The organism is Microcystis aeruginosa LEGE 91341, assembly GCF_015206885.1.
GTDB classification, from domain to species: Bacteria; Cyanobacteriota; Cyanobacteriia; order Cyanobacteriales; family Microcystaceae; genus Microcystis; species Microcystis aeruginosa_H.
In genome coordinates, this window is record NZ_JADEXY010000082.1 from 1 (window position 1) to 19,250 (window position 19,250).

The 19,250-nt window shown below is 43.8% G+C and carries 17 protein-coding genes; 9 read left to right on the top strand and 8 right to left on the bottom strand.

Going from position 1 to position 19,250, the window contains the following annotated elements; all coding sequences use genetic code 11:
• The first annotated feature begins 107 nt into the window (after positions 1-107).
• Positions 108-1,637, top strand: a complete 1,530-nt coding sequence (locus tag IQ234_RS13315) for a pyruvate kinase (protein WP_193957447.1) — start codon at positions 108-110, stop codon at positions 1,635-1,637.
• A gap of 281 nt (positions 1,638-1,918) precedes the next feature.
• Here IQ234_RS13315 and IQ234_RS13320 read toward each other — a convergent pair whose 3' ends face one another.
• The gene (locus tag IQ234_RS13320) at positions 1,919-2,113 is read right to left on the bottom strand and encodes a hypothetical protein (RefSeq protein WP_002738625.1); all 195 of its coding nucleotides are present in this window, start codon (positions 2,111-2,113) and stop codon (positions 1,919-1,921) included.
• A gap of 236 nt (positions 2,114-2,349) precedes the next feature.
• Between IQ234_RS13320 and IQ234_RS13325 the strand changes: the two genes are divergently transcribed.
• From IQ234_RS13325 to IQ234_RS13335, 3 genes are read left to right on the top strand one after another with little or no spacing between them, the layout of a single operon-like run.
• Entirely contained in the window at positions 2,350-2,925 is a 576-nt protein-coding gene (locus IQ234_RS13325; protein WP_193957448.1) for a hypothetical protein, read from the top strand.
• A gap of 1 nt (position 2,926) precedes the next feature.
• Positions 2,927-4,606: a glycosyltransferase family 39 protein gene (locus tag IQ234_RS13330; protein ID WP_193957449.1), complete on the top strand. Its 1,680-nt coding sequence runs from the start codon at positions 2,927-2,929 to the stop codon at positions 4,604-4,606.
• Between the two features lie 11 nt (positions 4,607-4,617).
• Entirely contained in the window at positions 4,618-4,827 is a 210-nt protein-coding gene (locus IQ234_RS13335) for a hypothetical protein (RefSeq protein WP_002752080.1), read from the top strand.
• Between the two features lie 105 nt (positions 4,828-4,932).
• Here the strand turns inward: IQ234_RS13335 and IQ234_RS13340 are convergent, their stop codons facing one another.
• From IQ234_RS13340 to rpmH, 5 genes are all read right to left on the bottom strand, one after another.
• Positions 4,933-5,427: a protein jag gene (locus IQ234_RS13340; protein WP_002742607.1), complete on the bottom strand. Its 495-nt coding sequence runs from the start codon at positions 5,425-5,427 to the stop codon at positions 4,933-4,935.
• Complete coding sequence (yidC, locus tag IQ234_RS13345; protein WP_193957450.1) at positions 5,427-6,575, bottom strand: membrane protein insertase YidC; 1,149 nt, start codon at positions 6,573-6,575, stop codon at positions 5,427-5,429. Before yidC ends, IQ234_RS13340 begins: the two co-directional genes overlap by 1 nt.
• An 84-nt stretch (positions 6,576-6,659) precedes the next feature.
• Positions 6,660-7,055, bottom strand: a complete 396-nt coding sequence (locus IQ234_RS13350; protein ID WP_002738951.1) for a PH domain-containing protein — start codon at positions 7,053-7,055, stop codon at positions 6,660-6,662.
• Entirely contained in the window at positions 7,045-7,407 is a 363-nt protein-coding gene (gene rnpA, locus IQ234_RS13355; protein WP_193957451.1) for a ribonuclease P protein component, read from the bottom strand. Before rnpA ends, IQ234_RS13350 begins: the two co-directional genes overlap by 11 nt.
• A 26-nt stretch (positions 7,408-7,433) precedes the next feature.
• Entirely contained in the window at positions 7,434-7,571 is a 138-nt protein-coding gene (gene rpmH / locus IQ234_RS13360) for a 50S ribosomal protein L34 (protein ID WP_002739276.1), read from the bottom strand.
• A gap of 90 nt (positions 7,572-7,661) precedes the next feature.
• Between rpmH and IQ234_RS13365 the strand changes: the two genes are divergently transcribed.
• Together IQ234_RS13365 and IQ234_RS13370 are read left to right on the top strand one after the other, a co-directional pair.
• Complete coding sequence (locus IQ234_RS13365; RefSeq protein WP_193957452.1) at positions 7,662-9,626, top strand: amylo-alpha-1,6-glucosidase; 1,965 nt, start codon at positions 7,662-7,664, stop codon at positions 9,624-9,626.
• Between the two features lie 199 nt (positions 9,627-9,825).
• A complete protein-coding gene (locus IQ234_RS13370) occupies positions 9,826-10,467 on the top strand; it encodes an HAD-IA family hydrolase (protein WP_193957453.1) in 642 nt (213 codons plus the stop codon).
• Positions 10,468-10,583: 116 nt separating this feature from the next.
• Here the strand turns inward: IQ234_RS13370 and grpE are convergent, their stop codons facing one another.
• Positions 10,584-11,306, bottom strand: a complete 723-nt coding sequence (grpE, locus tag IQ234_RS13375; protein ID WP_193957454.1) for a nucleotide exchange factor GrpE — start codon at positions 11,304-11,306, stop codon at positions 10,584-10,586.
• 378 nt (positions 11,307-11,684) lie between these two features.
• Between grpE and IQ234_RS13380 the strand changes: the two genes are divergently transcribed.
• The 3 genes from IQ234_RS13380 to IQ234_RS13390 all read left to right on the top strand — a co-directional run bounded on the left by IQ234_RS13380 (position 11,685) and on the right by IQ234_RS13390 (position 16,269).
• On the top strand, positions 11,685-13,697 hold the full coding sequence (locus IQ234_RS13380; protein ID WP_193957455.1) for a GspE/PulE family protein: 2,013 nt from the start codon (positions 11,685-11,687) through the stop codon (positions 13,695-13,697).
• Between the two features lie 145 nt (positions 13,698-13,842).
• Entirely contained in the window at positions 13,843-14,949 is a 1,107-nt protein-coding gene (locus tag IQ234_RS13385) for a type IV pilus twitching motility protein PilT (RefSeq protein WP_104396083.1), read from the top strand.
• Between the two features lie 105 nt (positions 14,950-15,054).
• Positions 15,055-16,269, top strand: coding sequence for a type II secretion system F family protein (locus IQ234_RS13390; RefSeq protein ID WP_110577931.1), 1,215 nt, complete (start codon positions 15,055-15,057; stop codon positions 16,267-16,269).
• A 220-nt stretch (positions 16,270-16,489) separates the two neighbouring features.
• Here IQ234_RS13390 and IQ234_RS13395 read toward each other — a convergent pair whose 3' ends face one another.
• Complete coding sequence (locus tag IQ234_RS13395) at positions 16,490-19,060, bottom strand: TIGR03960 family B12-binding radical SAM protein (RefSeq protein ID WP_193957456.1); 2,571 nt, start codon at positions 19,058-19,060, stop codon at positions 16,490-16,492.
• Between the last annotated feature and the right edge of the window lie 190 nt (positions 19,061-19,250).

Here is a 19,250-nt window from a genome sequence, read left to right on the forward strand (position 1 = left end):
GGCACCCACCTTATCAAGGGGGGCAGGGGGGATCAAGGACAAAATCTATCTTCAATTTAATTGAAACCACTTACTTAATTGACGATTTTTACTTTTTACTTAATTTTATGTCTTTAACTCTCTCAGAACAACTCAAACGAGAACAATTATCCTACCCCCAAACTCTCCTCCATCATCTACAAAAGTTACGGCATTTTGTGACAGTGGAAGGAGAGGAAAAATTGCATCAGTGGAAAAACCTGATTGAAAAGGATAATTTTCAACCTAGCACCCGTAATTTAGCCTATTATCTCGCCCTGAGACAAGAAGATATCCGGGATTTACAATTAGCTTTAATGCCCTGGGGATTATCTTCCCTAGGCCGGATTGAATCGAAAGTTTTACCGACCCTCGATGCGGTAATTGCCACTTTAGGGGCGGTTTGTCATCAAGAATCCTCATTATTACCCAAACATCCCCCTTTAGAAGCATTTTTCCAGGGAGATCAACTTTTAGCTTCCCATAGCGCCGAAGTTTTCGGTCTGCCTTCCCCCCGGCGTCGGGTGCGAATTATGGTGACAATGCCGACGGAGGCGGCAACCGACCCCGATTTTATCGCTCAATTACTGCGTTGCGGGATGGACTGTATTCGCATTAATTGCGCCCATGATGGACCCAAAGAGTGGCAGGGAATGATCGAAAATCTGCGCGAGGCGGTCAAAAACCCCGAAAATTTAGTCAATGGACATACCTGTAAGGTTTATATGGACTTAGCCGGCCCAAAAATCCGTTTAGAACAGATTTTAGCCCCCCAGTCCCAAACCAGACTATATCAAGGGGATTTTCTCCTCTTAACCACCCAACCGCCCCACACTGCCCATCCCCAGTATTTTCAGGCTAATTGTTCCCAACCGGAAATTATTCCCCAAATTCCCGTCGGGGCGAAAGTTTGGATTGATGATGGTCATATTGGGGCTGAAGTTATTGCCATAATGCCGGAAGGTCTTTTACTAAAAATTACCCACGCTAGGGAGAAAGGGGAAAAACTCAAAGCAGATAAAGGCCTAAATTTCCCCGATACCGTCTTAAATATCGATCCTTTGACCGCAAAAGACCGGGAAGATTTAGATTTTATTGCCCAAAATGCTGATATTATCGGTTACTCTTTTGTACAAAAAGCCAGCGATATCGAGACACTACAGCTAGAGTTACAAAGTCGTTTGGGGGATGCTTGGCGACAAAAAGCAATTGTGGCCAAAATAGAAACACCTTTAGCCGTAAAAAATCTACCGGAATTAATCATTCATGCCGCCGGTAAACAACCTTTTGGGGTGATGATTGCCCGGGGTGATTTGGCCGTAGAAATTGGCTATCAAAGATTAGCAGAAATTCAAGAGGAAATTCTCTGGTTATGCGAAGCAGCCCATATTCCAGTAATTTGGGCTACCCAAGTCCTAGAAAATCTGGTCAAGAAAAGTATCCCCTCCCGGGCCGAGATTACCGATGCCGCTATGGCCGAAAGGGCTGAATGTGTCATGCTGAATAAGGGAGAATATATCCGCGAAGCGGTGACAATTCTCGATGATGTTTTACAAAGAATGCAGACCCACCAAGCTAAAAAAACGCCCCAATTACGCGCTCTCCATTCTTGGGTTTAAGCAGCTTCAGTTATCAGGAGTCAGTTATCAGGAGTCAGTTATCAGGAGTCAGTTATCAGGAGTCAGTAGCCGGTCGTCAGGAGTCAGTAGCCGGTCGTCAGGAGTCAGGAGATTATTTTTATTTATTCTCCCCAGTTCATAATTCACAATTCATGATTCATAATTCATAATTCACAATTCATAATTCACAATTCATAATTCATAATTCATAATTCATAATTCATAATTCACAATTCATAATTCCCCACACCTTTTCAACAGGATTGAGAATCAGAGGCAAATTAACGCATATTATTGACCGCACCACTAACCAAACCAGCGCTAACATAGCGACCATAACCATCAAGACGGTTTTGTTGAGCGATTCGAGAGGGATTATTGACGAGATCGGCAACTCCCACACCCATCATCACCACGGAGATAACTGCGATTAAGTAGTTACGGACAAAAGTTGGATTTTGGTGACTGACTAACATGGTTGTTACCTCTCTTTCCTGTCGATAACCTTAGAATACGAGAGGGTTTGGGGTGATGTCAGTCCCATAATTCTGGGTGACAGAAGTGGAAAAAAGTGGAATCCACAGACAAGCTATGATTTTTTGTCGATTAGAATCGGTAAATAGGGAATTGGGAACAGGAAAAGGGCAATATTCGTCGTCAATCTGGATAAATAATCGATAAATTCCCTAAAAACTCAGATATTCTCCAGAATATGACCTTAAAACCCGCGATTATGACCCTCAAATTTTTCTGGCCTTTAGTTTTAGGATTATCTATTGTTATTATTGACAATGGGCAATATTTGAGAGCAGAAACGGTAACTTTGAGCGCCAGTCAACAGCAACAACTGCGATCGCTAGATGCTAAGATTATTTTACCTAACTATATCCCCCCCGGATTTCAGGCCAGCGAGATTAAAATCCTCGCAGAAGAGGGGAAAGGATACGCAGTCCTCTTTGAAAATGCCGAGAATAGCTGTTTTTTGGTGGAAGGAATCGAAAACGCCAGGGGCGATGATGGTTTAGAATTAGAGGGAACCCTAGCACTCAATTCCCCACTATTTGGAGAAGGATACTGGCTTAATTATGGTACACCCAAAAACTCGGAATTAAGGCAACAATTCCCCGAACCCGATTTGTATTCCGATTGGATGAAAATGGGAGAATATTTTTATCGTCTCAGTGGGGCATTAATTGCCCGGGAGGAGTATGATTATCCTAATTGCCGTCAAGATATTTCCCCATCGGAAGCGGTTAAAATAATCGAATCTTTTGGAGATAACAATTAAATTGAATTTATCTACAGTCATTTCTAATCTACAACAAAAAGGCAAGGAGCAGTTAGCTTGGTCTGATTTTTGCTGGTTAGGATTAGTAATAATTTTGGGACTGGTTATTAGGTTAACACAATTAACGAGCAAACCTCCCTGGACGGATGAATTTGCCACTATGGTTTTTAGTATTGGCAATAATTACCAGACAGTGCCGTTAAATCAAATAATTTCCCTAGACACTTTATTAGCACCTCTTCAGAGCAACCATCAGGCAACTATTGCCGATGTAATTAAATTAGTTATTCAGGAGGACAATCATCCACCTTTATATTTTATTTTCGCCTATCTCTGGAATAAATTATTCTTTGCTCGGGGAGAATATGTATCTTTAGAAGGAATGCGATCGCTGGCAGTGTTTTGGGGAGTTATTTCGATTCCTCTAATTTATTTTATCAGTAAATTGGTCTTTAAATCTGGCTCGATCGCTTTTTTAGCGGCGATTTTAATGGCGGTTTCTCCCTACGCGGTTTTTATTTCCCAAGAAGCGCGTCATTATACTTTAGCGGTTGTATTTGTCCTCATATCTTTAGGCTGTTTTCTGAGGGCAAGCAGCAGAATTATCCACCACAAGAGAATATCCCATACTTTGGTTTTTTTCTGGTTAATTGTCAACTGTCTAGGGTTATTAGTCCACTATTTTTTTAGTTTAACTATCCTCGCGGAAGCGATAACTTTATTATGGATTTTATTCAAGCAAATCAAACAAAAAAACTTTTGGATAACTAATTGGTGGCGTTTAAGTTTAGTTTTTTTAGGTAACTTGAGCTTTATTATTATTTGGTTTATCACGTTTGTACCCAAAGATTATGGCAATCAGATGACTGGTTGGATTCAGAGAGACAATGATAGTTTTTTAGCCGTAATTAGCCCCTTTTTTCAATTGCTGGGAACATTAATCACTATGATTTCCCTGCTCCCTGTTGAATCAGAATCTTTAATAATTATCTTGATTTCTGGGGCAATAATGATCGGGTTTTTTCTCTGGATTATCCCACAATTTAAAACAGCGTGGCTAGACTCCTATAAACCCGAATTAGGCATTCTCTCGGCATTTTTTCTCAGTTCAATTGCCATTTTCTTTGTCATCACCTATCTCCTCTCGATCGATATTACCCGAGGAGCTAGATATAGTTTTGTTTACTTTCCCTCGGTAATTTTAATTCTGGCAATTTTATTAGATAATTGTTGGCAAAGGCAGCGGAAAAGAATAGTAATTATCGTCCTTATCATGGCTTTAGTTAGTTCCCTAAGTGTGACTTTTAATTTAGGCTATCGTAAGTATTATCGACCAGATAAATTAGTTACCACTATCGAAAATAATAACCGTTATCCGTTAGTAATTGCCACCAGCTATAGGAGTTTAGTGCAGGTAGGAGAAATGATGGGAATTGCTTGGGAATTTAACCAAAGATTTCCCGATAAAAACCCTAAGTTTATCTTAGTTAACTCAGAACAAAAGCCAAATTTTAATCTGTCATCTTCTCCCCCTTTTGAATTATGGTTAATCAATTTTCATTCTTCAATAGATTTATCGGACTGTCAACCTTCAGAGTTATCCTCCAATTATGTAACAGGTTATCAATATCAAAAGTTTCTCTGTGGGCGATCGATGGAGTATAATAATAAAGTTAAGTAGGGCTATTAACTATGATTATTTGGGTAAATGAACAGATTGATCCCTGTGGTTTAGTACAAGCTTGTATTGCCTGTCAAGATGAACAAGCGGCAAAAGATTGTCATCAAAGTTGGTTAACCAATCTTACGGACGAACAAAAACAAGCGGGGTGGGTGGCAGTTTTAAGAACCGTAGAATCCTGGGATGATGTACCAGTAAATGCTCTGAAGTTAAGTTATTAAGTCTCCTACAACAATCAAAAATCTTCCGTTAGGTGAAGAAACTCCGAGACAGGAGATATCTGCCTAAAATAAAAAAGAGGGCAGGTTTTACCCCACCCTTTGATCTTATTTTAAACGAATTACTAACCGGCGATCGGGTTCCACACCGCGACTTTCCGTGGTTAAATCGTTTTCTTCCTGAAAAAAGGCATGGATTTGGCGACGTTCCGCCGAAGATAGGGCTTTTAATTCTATTTCCTGTCCTGTTTGCCGCACTTGCGTCGCCGCTTGATTAACCCAGTCGAAAAGTTCTGACTGTCTTTGTTGACGATAGCCATTGATTTCGACAATATAGAACTGATGTTCTGCCGACTCGACACCAATATTCAGAATCGTATTAGCTAGGGATTGAATCGCATCCAGTCCCTCACCCTTGTTAGCGAGGAGGAGTTCCACTTGTTGGGGACTCAATTGACTGCTATCAATAATTAACCAACAGGAGGAAGGTCCAGTTCCCAATTCCTGCACACCAATCTGGACATCTGCGGGCATGGCCATCAACTTTAGCAGTTTTTCCAGCCATTGTTTAGCTTTCTCGCTATTTTGCTCCCATATACTCATTACGATGTTTTTTCCTTTTTCTTGCTAGAACGTTTTTCAAAGGGGAGAGCATCGCGGGATTTTTCCGTTTTTTCCTGTTCCGCTACCAATTTTTGCAGGTTTTCCGGTAACGGTTCCCGCATCAAAATGACCGTTTGAATAGTTTGGAAGATGTTCGCAGTTAAGATATACATCAATACCCCCGCCGGTAAGGGGAAAAACAGGAACATCATACTAAAAATTACCGGGGTGATTTTATTCACCGTTTGTTGTTGTTGGGCTGCCCCCCCCGAAGGAGCGCCGGCACCGGATAACTCTTGGTTAACATAGATACTAATGCCGAAAGCGATCACCATCGCCAAAATATCCCAGTGAATTTCACCATTGGCACCGGTTGCCCCAATTCTTCCCAGGGCCTCAATAAAGAGAAAACCCGTATTAGCGGCAATCCCCGGCACGATAACTTTAATACTGGCATCTCCGGGGGCTAAAGCGACGATGGAACCGTCTTCATTAACTTGCACCAGTTCTTGACCTTTAACCACCTCGTAGGTGGGTTTTAGGTTATTTTCCGGTGCTTCCGTGGCTAATTGGCTTAAAGACTTGCCCTGGTCGTTTTGCAGGTCGATTTTTAGCTGTTCTCCCGGGGCGATTTTATTGCCTTGGGGTAAAAAAGCGGTGATGGGATAGTGGAGAGACTCGTCAATATAAACGTTTTGGGGTTTGGTGGCATAGGGTTGGCGCTGGACGAGGGCGATTTGTTCGCTTGGCAGCACTTGTAAATCGACGGTGTAGTTAATATCCGAGAAGGGGGAACCCCGCAGCGTCGCAAATAAAGCCAAAAGAATCGGCATTTGTAATAACAGGGGTAAACAACCGGCTAGGGGATTGCCCAACTCCTGCATTAATTTGCCCATTTCCTCCTGTTGTTTTTGGGGGTCGTTTTTGTAGCGTTGTTGAATTTCTGCCTGTCTTTCCTTCATTAGGGGTTGAGTGATTCGCATTTTTCTCATATTGCGAATCTGGCCGGCACTGAGGGGAAAGACGGCAAATCTGACCACCAGCGTTAAAGCAATGATGGCGAAACCGTAACTATGCACAATCCGAAAGAAAAAATCTAGGATTGGCAACATGATATTTGTGGAAATAAATCCGACTCCAAAATCCATGGGTTTAATCTATGCCTTCTCGTTTAATAGGGGTTCACTTTGACAAATCTAATTTATCGAATCTCGGCGATCGATTATTTTGTTTTATTGACTGATGATCGATTCTAGGGGACGACCGGTTTTATCGGCGACTCTTTCGGCAATGTAGTCATGAATTTCCCGGAATTTCGGCATCGCGCGCATTTCTAAACGACTTCTATCCTTGAGAGTTACGACAATATCCCCCCAAAGACCAATTCCTCTCGGCATTTTCGCCACTTTTGCCACTTCTGAATAGATAATATCTGTGCGATCGCGTCCCATCCAACCCCCGGTGATTGAAATCCGCCGATCGGTTATCTTATATCTTAACCAGATTGCCCGCACCACTGCCCCAACGGTCAAAGGTAAACAAATCACTGTAAATCCTAGCAGTATATTGATGATTAGGTCGCCGATGTGCGGACCGCCTTCATAAAAAGTTTCTTCTTTAATGCCCATGAATTATATTGGCCTTCACTAACAACTGCTTTAATTCTCGCAAAAAATGTTCATAATTGCACTCGATCGCCTCGGGACGGATAATGATTATCCCTCGCCATCCTGTCGCTATTTCTGGCAATAACTGCCGAATTACCGCTCGCATTTGCCGTTTGAGTCGATTACGAACCACCGCTTTTTTACTAACTTTCTTGCTAATCGAGATGCCAAAACGACTGGGAAGAGGCTTATCCTGGCCAGAATCCTCTAAACTAATTAAGGTTAAGTGGGAACCGTGATAACGCTTCCCTGTTCCATAGACAGCTTGAAAATCCTGTCGATGTTTTAAGCGGTGAACTTGGGGTAATCCCACGAAAATTAGTCGGTTCCCAGAATAACCTAAACACTTAAACGATAGCGCCCTCTTTTCCGACGAGCTTTAATCACTTTACGTCCGTTGACGCTACGCATTCTCGCTCTAAATCCGGAAGTGCGCTTCTGTTTGCGCGTGGTTCCTTCTAAAGTACGTTTACTCACTGCTGATTTTCCTCCTTAAGATAGAGTTAGTCTATAGATATAAAGACACAATTTTTAATTATAACAAAATTACTAGGAATTGGGAAGCCCATGGTCAAGCTCCGTTTTGGTCGAGATATCTGTAATTATCTTCCGGTGGCTGAAAAGCGTGAATGGTTAGTCACTAATGGTATTGGGGGTTTTGCTGCGGGAACCGTGGCCGGATTGCTAACTCGCTGTTATCATGGCCTGTTGATCGCTGCTTTGGCTCCACCGACGCAAAGAACACTTCTAGTGACTAAAATCGATGAATCGGTACAATATAACCAGAAACTCTATCATCTGGCCAGCAATCGCTGGTTAGGTGCTACGATCGAACCGCAAGGCTATATTAATATCGAAAGTTTTCATCTGGAAGGTGCGATTCCCGTCTGGACTTTCATCTGTGGGGATGCCTTACTAGAAAAGCGTATCTGGATGGAACCGGGAGAAAATACCACCTATACTCGCTATACCTACCTTCGTGGCAATTCTCCTTTAACCCTAAATCTGACTGCTTTTGTCAATTATCGTGATTTTCACGGCAATACCCAGGGTTTTAACTGGCAAATGGCTATTAGTCCCCTAGAAAAAGGAGTCAGAGTGATTGCCCATGACTATGCTGTACCTTTTTATCTATTAATCAGTCAAGGACAGGTTTTTCCCGCTCATATCTGGTATTATCGCTTTGATTTGGCCGTGGAACGTTATCGTGGTTTAATCGATCGGGAAAATCATCTCCATGCCGCCAGTTTTTCGGCTACTCTTAAAGTGGGAGAATCGGTGACAATTGCTGCTAGTACCCGTCCCGATCCCAGTTTAGACGGTCAATCTTCTCTAGAGTCTCGCTATCGCTACGAGAATAGTCTGATTAATCCCCAGCATCCACCATGGATTCAACAACTTACCCTCGCTGCCGACCAGTTTATCGTTAGTCGTCCTCTCCGGGATCAACCGGACGGCAAAACGATAATCGCAGGTTATCCTTGGTTTGGTGATTGGGGTCGCGATACGATGATCTCCCTAAGAGGATTAACTTTGACTACAGGCAGACCTGCGATCGCCCGTGAGATTTTACTAACTTTTTCCCGTTATCTAGACCGGGGTTTATTGCCGAATTTACTGCCCGATGGCGGAGAAATGCCCGAATATAACGCTGTCGATGCTATTCTTTGGTATTTTGAAGCTATTCGTTCCTATTTTAACCAAAGCCAAGATTTTGAGTTTCTCAGAACTATTTATCCCGCTTTAACGGAAGTGATCGCTTGGTTTCGTCGCGGTACTCGCTACAATATTCACCTAGATGACGATGGTTTGATCTATGCCGGCGAAACGGGAGTACAGTTAACTTGGATGGATGCCAAAGTTGATGATCTGGTGATTACTCCCCGCATCGGCAAACCCGTAGAAATTAATGCTCTTTGGTTCAATGCCCTAAAAATTATGGTTCAATTTGCCCATTATTTGGGCATGGATGCCACTAATTACGAAAAAATGACAAAAATGACCTTAAAAGGGTTTTCTCGCTTCTGGGACGATTCTCTGGGGTATTGCTACGATGTTTTGGATACGGACAAGGGCAATGATGCCAGTTTACGACCGAATCAACTTTTTGCCCTATCTTTGTCGGTGGAGGAGTTATTAAATTCCCCACAGAAAAAGGCCATTGTCGATATTTGTGCTTTAAAATTGTTGACTTCTCGCGGCTTGCGATCGCTAGATGTGGATCATCCCGATTACCGTGGCGTTTACAGTGGCGATCGCTTAAAAAGAGATAGTGCCTACCATCAGGGGACAGTCTGGGGATGGTTATTAGGGGCATTTATCGAAGCCCATCTAAAAGTCTATCGCGATCCCATCCTAGCCGAGAGTTTTTTAACACCGATGATCGATCATCTTCGGGATAGCTGTATCGGTAATTTAAGCGAAATTTTCGATGGTAATGCTCCTTTTACCCCTAGGGGAGCTTTTGCCCAAGCATGGACGGTGGCAGAGGTATTAAGGGTTTGGCAAGTGATCCGAGAATTTTGGCCATAATCCTTTAAAATGAGCAATTGTTAGGTGTGTTAGACCCCCCAAAAGACCGACCCTAAAAACCTCAGTTCGACCGTTATATAGCAATTCCCATAGTTGTGAGGCACAGAGTCTTAGGTTTTGAGGAGTCAGGATTCGGGATTCGGGAGTTAAGATTTTGGTGTACCTCATGAGATTGGGAAACGTTATAAACAAAACTCTTATGCAGAAACCGCAAGTTATTTTTCTCGATGCTGTGGGGACACTTTTTGGGGTAAAAGGCAGTGTCGGAGCAATTTATAGCCAAATAGCGGCGGATTTTGGGGTAGAGGTGGCTGCAGAGAGTCTAGAACAGTCTTTCTCGGCTATTTTCCCCACTTCTCCCCCCCTAGCTTTTCCTGACGTTGAACCGGCACAAATTCCCGAGTTAGAGTATCGCTGGTGGCGATCGCTGACTGGGACAGTTTTTAATAATTTAGGTTATCTGGAAAGATTTCCCGATTTTGAGGCTTTTTTTAGCGAACTTTACCATCATTTTGCCACGGCCGAGCCTTGGGTGCTGTACGAGGATGTCATTCCCGCTTTAAGACTCTGGCAGATTCAGGGGATCGAGTTGGGCATTATTTCTAATTTTGATAGTCGTATCTATCAAGTTTTGGCCGAATTAGGCTTAGAATATTTTTTTCGATCGATCACGATTTCTTCCCAGACAGGAGCAGCTAAACCAGATGCTGAAATTTTTCAAATTGCCCTGCAAAAACATGATTGTTCCCCCGCGCAAGCTTGGCATATTGGCGATAGTAAAAAAGAAGATTACCAAGGGGCAAAAGCCTTGGGTATAGAAGCATTTTTAATTAAAAGATAAATCGGTCAAGAGAGAAAAAGTCTCTGAGCGGGGATGAGGGATAGGTGATAGGGAGGGAATACAGACCCTACTGGCTAATACCTAACCCTCAAACCAGTTTAATCTCCATGGAGATTTTAGACCGATTCCTGGGATGGAATGGAAGGAGATTCGGACTGATCAGCGTTAGGATCTGTCTCTTTGGGAGCGGCCACTTTTACCAAAGCATGACGCAAAACCTGTTCTCCGAGAGTGTATCCCCGCACTAACTGCTCCACCACTGTGCCTTCGGGATGTTCATCGGTGTACTCCCGCATCATCGCTTCGTGGTAGCTGGGATCAAAGGGTTGACCTTCCGGACGCATGGGGGAAACGCCTAAACGCTTGAGACTGTCCACTAAGGTTTTATAGACCCCTTGGTAGCTTTTGTGAATACCCATCTCGCCATCATCGGCCGGTTTAATTTGAGTCCTGGCGCGCTCAAAATTATCCACCACACCAAGAATTTCCATCAGGGTTTTGCCCTTGATTTTTGTTTCCAGTTCCTCTTTTTCTTTCTCTGTGCGTTTGCGAAAATTGTCGAACTCGGCTGCTAGAGTGATATAGCGTTTCTTATAGGCATCAACCTGTTGGGTTTGTTCCTCTAACTGCTGTTTAAGAGTGTCGATTTCCTCTTTTAGAAAATCGATAGTCATTCCGTCCAGAAGGGAAAATCCCTCGCTAGAGGCGGCCTGATCCGTCACCGTTTTGGCTTCATCGGTGACACTGGTTTCTGATTCGGTGGCAAGAGATTCAGGGGAATTAGAAAAGGATTCTTGGTTTTCGTCGAAAATTGCTGAGGTATTTGGTTCTGCACTCATGGTATAGGATTTTAGTTGGGAATTTGGCAATATATGACCATTTAATGCTGATTTTGGTCTTTAAGTACCAGCTAATAATCAAGGTTTAACCATTAATGTAACATTTTGTGGACAAGATCCGTAACTAGATATAATCGCCCCCGATAGATAATCAGTGATCTAGAAAAATTTTTGCTAAGTAGCTGGTTATAATTAAATTAAAAATGGATTCTAGGTTCGATCCCCCCTAGCCCCCCTTGATAAGGGGGGTGCCGATCCCCCCTAGCCCCCCTTGATAAGGGGGGTATCTGATAACTTTTAACGCCTACCTACTTAGAATGCAGTTTTCTCGGTAGAATTAGGAAGATTAAAGGGTAGTGGAGAGGTTAGGAATCGTCTATGACATTTTCTTCCAAGAAAACCCGTGCTGTTGCCCTACGCAATTACTTTTCCCCCTTTGGTAACAAGTTGGTGCAGTCGGGCTATATCGGTGCCGAGCAAATGCAACAGGCCCTGGTGGAAACGCGGAAATCGGGACGATCGCTAGTAGAAATATTACAAAAACTAACCGGGCGGCCTTTGCCCCCGGATTTACAGCGACAGTATAAGAAAAACCAGTTATTTGAACTAAAAATTCTCTACGGAGTCGAATCCCTCGACCCCGAGTTGAGCGATGTGGATGGACTGGAAATAGCCAGACTGATCGATTCTTTGATTCCGATCGATCTTTGTCGTCGCTATCGTCTCATCCCCCTGCGTCGAATCGAAGGAGAGCCGGCTTCAATTTTGATAGCCATGGTCGATCCCGACAACCTAGAGGCTACGGACGATATTAATCGTATCCTCCGCCCCAGGGAGTTAGGTTTACAGCGTTTAGTGATTACCAGCGAAGATTATGAAAGATTACTGGAAAAATTCCACTGGGCCCAACCGGAACTAGAACGGGAAAAAGCCAGACTAGAAAAAGAAAAAGAACTGGAAAAACTCTCGGATCTCACCGATATTGTCGCCAGTATTGAGGTGGTCTCTGGTGCTGACGATGAAGTGGCCGATGATCTCGGAGAAGGAGACGCTAATCAAGCCCCCGTCATCAACCTGGTCAATAAAATTCTAGCTAAAGCTCTACAGGAAGGGACTTCCGATATTCACATCGAACCCCAAGACGAATTCCTGAAAATTCGCTTTCGCAAAGATGGAGTTCTTCATCAAGCTTTTGACCCACTGCCGAAAAGAATTACCCCGGCGGTCACTGCCCGTTTTAAAATCATGGCCGATCTCGATATCGCCGAACGTCGTCTCCCCCAAGATGGTAAAATTCGGCGGATGTATCAAGGGCGGAAAGTGGATTTTCGGGTTAATACCCTGCCCAGTCGCTACGGGGAAAAAGTCTGTTTACGGATTCTCGATAACTCCTCTACCCAGTTGGGTTTAGATAAACTAATCACCGATCAAAAGACCCTGCAAATCGTCCGAGACTTGGCCAGTTATCCTTTTGGTCTGTTGCTGGTGACAGGACCCACCGGTTCAGGGAAATCCACCACTTTATACTCGGTGTTAGCGGAAAGAAATGACCCTGGGGTCAATATCAGTACCGTCGAAGATCCGATCGAATATTCTCTACCGGGCATCACCCAGGTGCAGGTAATTCGCGAAAAAGGCATGGATTTCGCCTCGATTCTGCGGGCCTTCATGCGACAAGACCCAGATGTGATTCTGGTGGGAGAAACTAGGGACAAGGAAACGGCTAAAACAGCGATCGAGGCCGCTTTAACTGGTCACTTGGTCTTAACTACCCTACACACCAACGATGCCGCAGGTGCGATCGCTCGTCTCGATGAGATGGGGGTTGAAACGTTTATGATTTCTGGTTCTCTGTTGGGAGTTTTGGCCCAGCGTCTGGTGCGGCGCGTCTGTACCGAGTGTCGAGTCGCCTATCACCCCACCCAAGAGGAATTAGCTCGTTTTGGTCTTTCCGCTGCCAATGAACAGGAAGTGACCTTTTATAAGGCTAATACCCTGACCATAGCGGAAATTCAACAGGCGCGAAGACAAGGCAATCTCTGCGTCAAGTGTAACGGCAGCGGTTATAAAGGTCGCATCGGTGTCTATGAGGTGATGCAGAATAGTGAACGACTACAGCAATTAATTAACCAAGGGGCAACCACCGATCGCATTAAGGAGGCGGCCGTCGATGAGGGTATGATGACACTCCTAGCCTACAGTTTAAATCTGGTGCGCGAGGGTTACACCACCCTCGAAGAGGTGGAACGGGTGACATTTAGCGATTCTGGTCTGGAAGCGGAATTAAAAGCTAAACGGAAAAGCGGTTTAATCTGTAGTGGTTGTCGCGCCGAACTACAACCAGAATGGCTCGATTGTCCCTATTGTATGAGACCGCGATTTAGTTATTAAGATAGTTTTTCAGTTATCAGTTATGAGATTTGAGTTTTAAGTAAGGAGTATTAAGTGAGTAGTCTTAAATAGCACTTTCCCGATGTATTTTCAATAGTTACTGGTTACTGTTCACTGATTTTACCTTATAAATGGAGTTTAACTTATGGAATTAATGATCGAAGATTTAATGGAACAATTGGTCGAGATGGGCGGTTCCGATATGCACATTCAGTCCCGTGCGCCGGTCTATTTTCGCATTAGTGGCAAACTCATCCCGGTTAATGAAGAATCTTTAACCCCGCAAGATTGTCAGAAATTGATTTTTAGTATGCTCAATAATACTCAAATAAAAGAGTTAGAGCAGAATTGGGAATTAGACTGTTCCTACGGGGTGAAAGGATTAGCAAGATTTAGGATCAATGTATATAAAGAAAGGGGAGCCTATGCAGCTTGTTTACGCGCTTTGTCATCTAAAATTCCTAACTTTGAACAATTAAATTTACCAGAAGTGATCCGAGAATTATCGGAAAGACCGAGGGGATTAATTCTCGTAACTGGCCAAACAGGTTCAGGTAAAACTACCACTTTAGCATCAATTTTAGACTTAATTAATCGGACTAGGTCTGAACACATTTTGACTGTAGAAGACCCAATCGAATACGTTTTTCCTAATATCAAAAGCCTGTTTCACCAACGACAAAAAGGAGAAGATACCAAGAGTTTTGCTAACGCATTAAGAGCCGCTTTACGAGAAGATCCTGATATTATCCTTGTGGGAGAAATGCGGGATTTAGAAACAATTAGTTTGGCAATTACGGCGGCGGAAACCGGTCACTTAGTCTTCGGAACCCTACACACTAGCTCGGCAGCGGGAACAGTGGATCGGATCATTGACGTTTTCCCCTCTAACCAACAGTCACAAATTCGCGCCATGTTATCCAATTCTCTACTAGCAGTTTTTAGTCAAAACCTAGTCAAGAAAAAAAATCCTAAACCGGGGGAATTTGGCCGGGCAATGGTACAGGAAATCATGGTGGTAACTCCAGCGATCGCTAATCTAATTCGCGAAGGAAAAGCCCCCCAAGTTTACTCAGCAATTCAAACGGGGATGAAGTTAGGAATGCAAACTATGGAACAGGGATTAGCTAATTTAGTTGTTAGCGGTGTTATATCCTTTGAAGAGGCAATTTCTAAAAGCAGTAAACCCGATGAATTACAACGTCTTGTCGCCGGATCTGGTGCTAACGCCAAAACTAAAGCCTGGATTTGATAACAAATCCTGTGTAAAAGGGATAGGAGAGTGGGAAGTGGGAAGTTTTTTCAGTAAACTGATAACTGATAACTGATAACTGATAACTGATAACTGATTTATACTATGCCTACTTTTGTCGCACAAGTTAAAAGCAGCTCTGGAAAAGTTTTCCAAAAGAAAGTTGAAGCTATGTCTCCCGATCATGCCCGAATGATGCTGAAGGCGAAATATGCCGCCGTCGGTAAAGTCAAAAAAGCGGGAGGAGAGATCGATCTTTCTAGTTTAGAGTTGATATTTGCCAGCATTTCCATCAAAGATAAAGCGGTTTTTTCCCGTCAATTTTCGGTAATGATTAATGCTGGTGTGCCGATTGTGAGATGTTTAGGAGTTTTGGCGGATCAATCCAGTAATCCCAAGATGAGAAAAGCACTACAAGCGATTAGCGCTGACGTACAGCAGGGGAGTCCGTTATCGCAATCGATGGCCAAACATACCGAATGTTTTGACGAACTTTATGTCAGTATGATCGAAGCTGGAGAGACGGGGGGGGTACTCGATGAAGTGCTGCTCCGTCTCTCGAAACTTTTGGAAGATATGGCCCGCTTGAAAAACCAGATTAAATCAGCGATGACCTATCCAGTAGCAGTGGGAATTTTGGCGGTAATTGTGTTTTTCGGGATGACAATCTTTTTAATTCCCGTGTTTGCGAAAATTTTCACCGATTTGAAGGTGCCACTACCAGCTTTAACGCAATTTATGCTCTTTTTGAGTGGTGTGATGCGTAGTTGGTTAATTTTAATTCCGATTGTCACCATTGCTGCCACAGTTTTTTTACTGCGTCGCTATTACAAAACCCCGATGGGTCGTCTGCAAATTGACTGGTTTTTCCTTAAAATGCCCCTTTTTGGCGATTTGAATGAAAAATCGGCTGTGGCTAGATTTTGCCGGGTTTTTGGGACTCTGATGCGTTCTGGTGTCCCGATTTTGAGTTCCCTTGATATAGTTTGTAATACGGTGGGTAATCAGGTAATTGCTAATACGATCGCTGGTGCTAAGGAGGAAATTCAGCAGGGGGGAATGATGAGTTTGGCCCTACAAAAAGCCAATGTTTTCCCAGCTTTGGCCATTCAAATGATTAGTATTGGGGAGGAAACGGGAGAATTAGATGCCATGATGATGAAAGTGGCGGATTTCTACGAAGATGAGGTGGAACAGGCCGTTAAAGCTTTAACCAGTATCATTGAACCCTTGATGATGGTTGCTGTTGCGGGGATGGTGGGAATTATTCTTCTGTCTATGTACCTGCCTATGTTTAAAATCTTCGATGCCTTGGGATAAGTTTATCAGTGATCAGTTATCAGTGACTATTGCCGGTAGCTTGAAATCAGCCAGATTTTAATTTTCATCTCCTTTTATTTGATTAGGTGAATCTGTGTCTTAGAAAACTTTTGGTTGTTCAAAATTACCGGCCAGCTTTGATTGATGATTCCTTGGAATTAGTCGATCAAGATTATTTGACTCTCTGGGGTTAGAGTATAAAGGGAACAATTTATGATGGTTAAGCTCCTAAAATCAAGCGCTGACGATGAAAATTAAGCAGCGAAATTTCTTGGCCAGAAACCCTTTCTAACATCTCGACGATATGATCGGGCTGCAGTAAAGTGCCATCATTGCGACAACTGCCCACATAGCACAAAACGGCTTCCTTGTCAACAGTTTTTAACTCTAATTCATACAATTGTTCTCGCAGATTAATCGTGACTTTTTTGCCGGATTTGGTGGTTTTTTCCCGTTCCATCACCGTTGCTTGCTTAATTGCCCCGATCCAATTTTGCCACTGTTGACAGTCAATTCCCTCACTATTAAAAGTGAGCAAATACTCGGCTTTTTCCAACAAACGGGTGGCAGCGGGAGCATTTAAAGGAATTTCTTCCACCTGATAAACTGGTAAATCTGCGGGTAATTGTGCGGTTAACTGCTGTTTAAAGGTCTCTAAATCCATCACTTTTGTCAATTCAAAATCGACAATCTCACCGCTACTGGTTGCTCCCAAGGATAAAGCATTTGCGATCGAAATGCGCGGACCGGGGTGAAATCCACCGGTAAAGGAAATGGGAATGGCAGCCCGACGGACGACGCGATCAAATAAACGCACGAGATCCAAGTGGCTAACTAGGGCTATTTCGCCAATTTTGCCAAACCAAACCCGAATTCTTTGGGCGCGTTCTTGATTGGGTTGAAAATGTCCGGCAAAAGCGGGAATCGCAGGCGCTTCAATGACGATATTATGACCAAAATCGACGCTACAAACGCCACAATGGGAACAACCCTCAAAAGAACAATCGGGAACCGTTGCCGCGTCTAGAGCGCGTTTTAAGTCCTCCTCTAGCCATTTTTTATCGATACCGGTATCCAGATGATCCCAGGGCAAAGGACGCTCTAAAATATCTTTGTCTGTATCGGCAAAAATATTCCATTCTCCCTGTTCTACCTGACGATATTTCCAGGTTAAACCGGATTCTTCGATCGCCTGTGACCATGCTTGATAGGCTTTTTCTGTATTATCCCACCAAGCATCCATCCCCGCTCCCAATTGCCAAGCGCGCAGCACCACTTTCCCTAAACTTCTGTCACCGCGACCGATAAAATCTTCCATGGCCGAGATGCGGACATCGGTATAATTGACTTTTACCCCTCTCATGCCTTGGAATTCCTGTCTTAATAACTCCTGTTTGCGGATAAATTCGGCCGTCGAGACGGAATGCCACTGGAAGGGGGTATGGGGTTTAGGGGTAAAATTCGAGATAGTTAGGGTAAAATCGAGGGGTTTCCGCTTCGGTAAACGACATTCCCGACGCAGCCAGCGCACCGTTTCCGCGATACCAATCACATCCACATCGGTTTCCCCTGGCAAACCGATCATAAAATATAGTTTGACCTTATCCCAACCCTGTTCGACAGCAGTTTTTATCCCTCTGAGTAATTCTTCGTTGGTTAACCCTTTGTTAATCACATCGCGCATCCGTTGGGTTCCCGCTTCCGGTGCAAAGGTTAAACCCGATTGACGATTGCCCCCAATTATATTAGCAATATTTTCGTCAAAGCGATCGACTCTTTGACTGGGTAAGGATAGAGATATATTCTCATTCTGGAGACGGTTTTTAATCTCCATACCCACGGCAGGTAGAGCTAGATAATCGGAGCAACTGAGAGATAATAAGGAAAATTCATTATATCCCGTCGCTCGCATTCCTTTTTCAATCGATTCGATGACTGCTTCCGGTTGCACATCCCGCGCAGGACGGGTTAACATCCCCGGTTGACAAAAACGACATCCCCTAGTGCAACCGCGACGAATTTCTACCACCAGGCGATCGTGAACCGTTTCCACGAAGGGAACTAAACCGATAGAATAGGCTGGGATAGGAGTAGCTACCCGGCGTAAAATTTTTTGCGGTACATCGTCACGATTGGGGATAACTGCACCCTCTGGGGTGACATTATAGAAACGCGGCACATATACCCCCGGAATTTGGGCTAAATCTAGTAATAGTTCTTCTTTGCTTAGATTAGCTAGTTTGCCTTCTTCTAAAATTAAACCGATTTCTGGTAATAATTCTTCGCCATCACCGAGGGCGATAAAATCAAAAAAGTCGGCGTAGGGTTCGGGGTTAGAGGTGGCAGTTTGTCCCCCAGCGAAAATTAGCGGATAGTTACCCGAGTCTCTTTCTCTCCAAGTCAAGGGAATTGCCGCTAGGTCGAGCATTTCTAAAATATTGGTGGCTCCTAGCTCGTAACTAAGACTAAAACCGAGAATATCAAAATCGGTGAGGTAACGACGGGATTCTAGGGCAAATAGGGGGGTTTTTGTCTGTTTGAGTCTTTGGGCTAAATCCGGTGCGGGTAAATAAGTGCGATCGCAGAGTTGGCGAGGTTGTGCATTGAGGATATTGTAGAGGATAATATGGCCGAGGTTAGATGCCCCCACTTCGTACACTTCCGGATAGGTTAACACCCAACGAACCACGGCACTTGCCCATTCTTTATGTTTAGCGCCTAACTCGTTGCCCAAATAACGCGCTGGTCGAAAAATTTCGGGGGTAAGCAGTTGGTCTAAAGCAATAGTCACGGCAATCTACCTCAGATATCTTCAGCAATGGGTGCTTTTCTACTATAGCAGCCAGAATCGAGTCAGTATTCAGGAGTCGGGAGATAGGATACAGGAGACAGGAGACAGGAGACAGGAGACAGGAGACAGGAGACAGGAGACAGGAGACAGGAGACAGGAGGCAGCTTTATTCTCCCCACACCCCACTTCC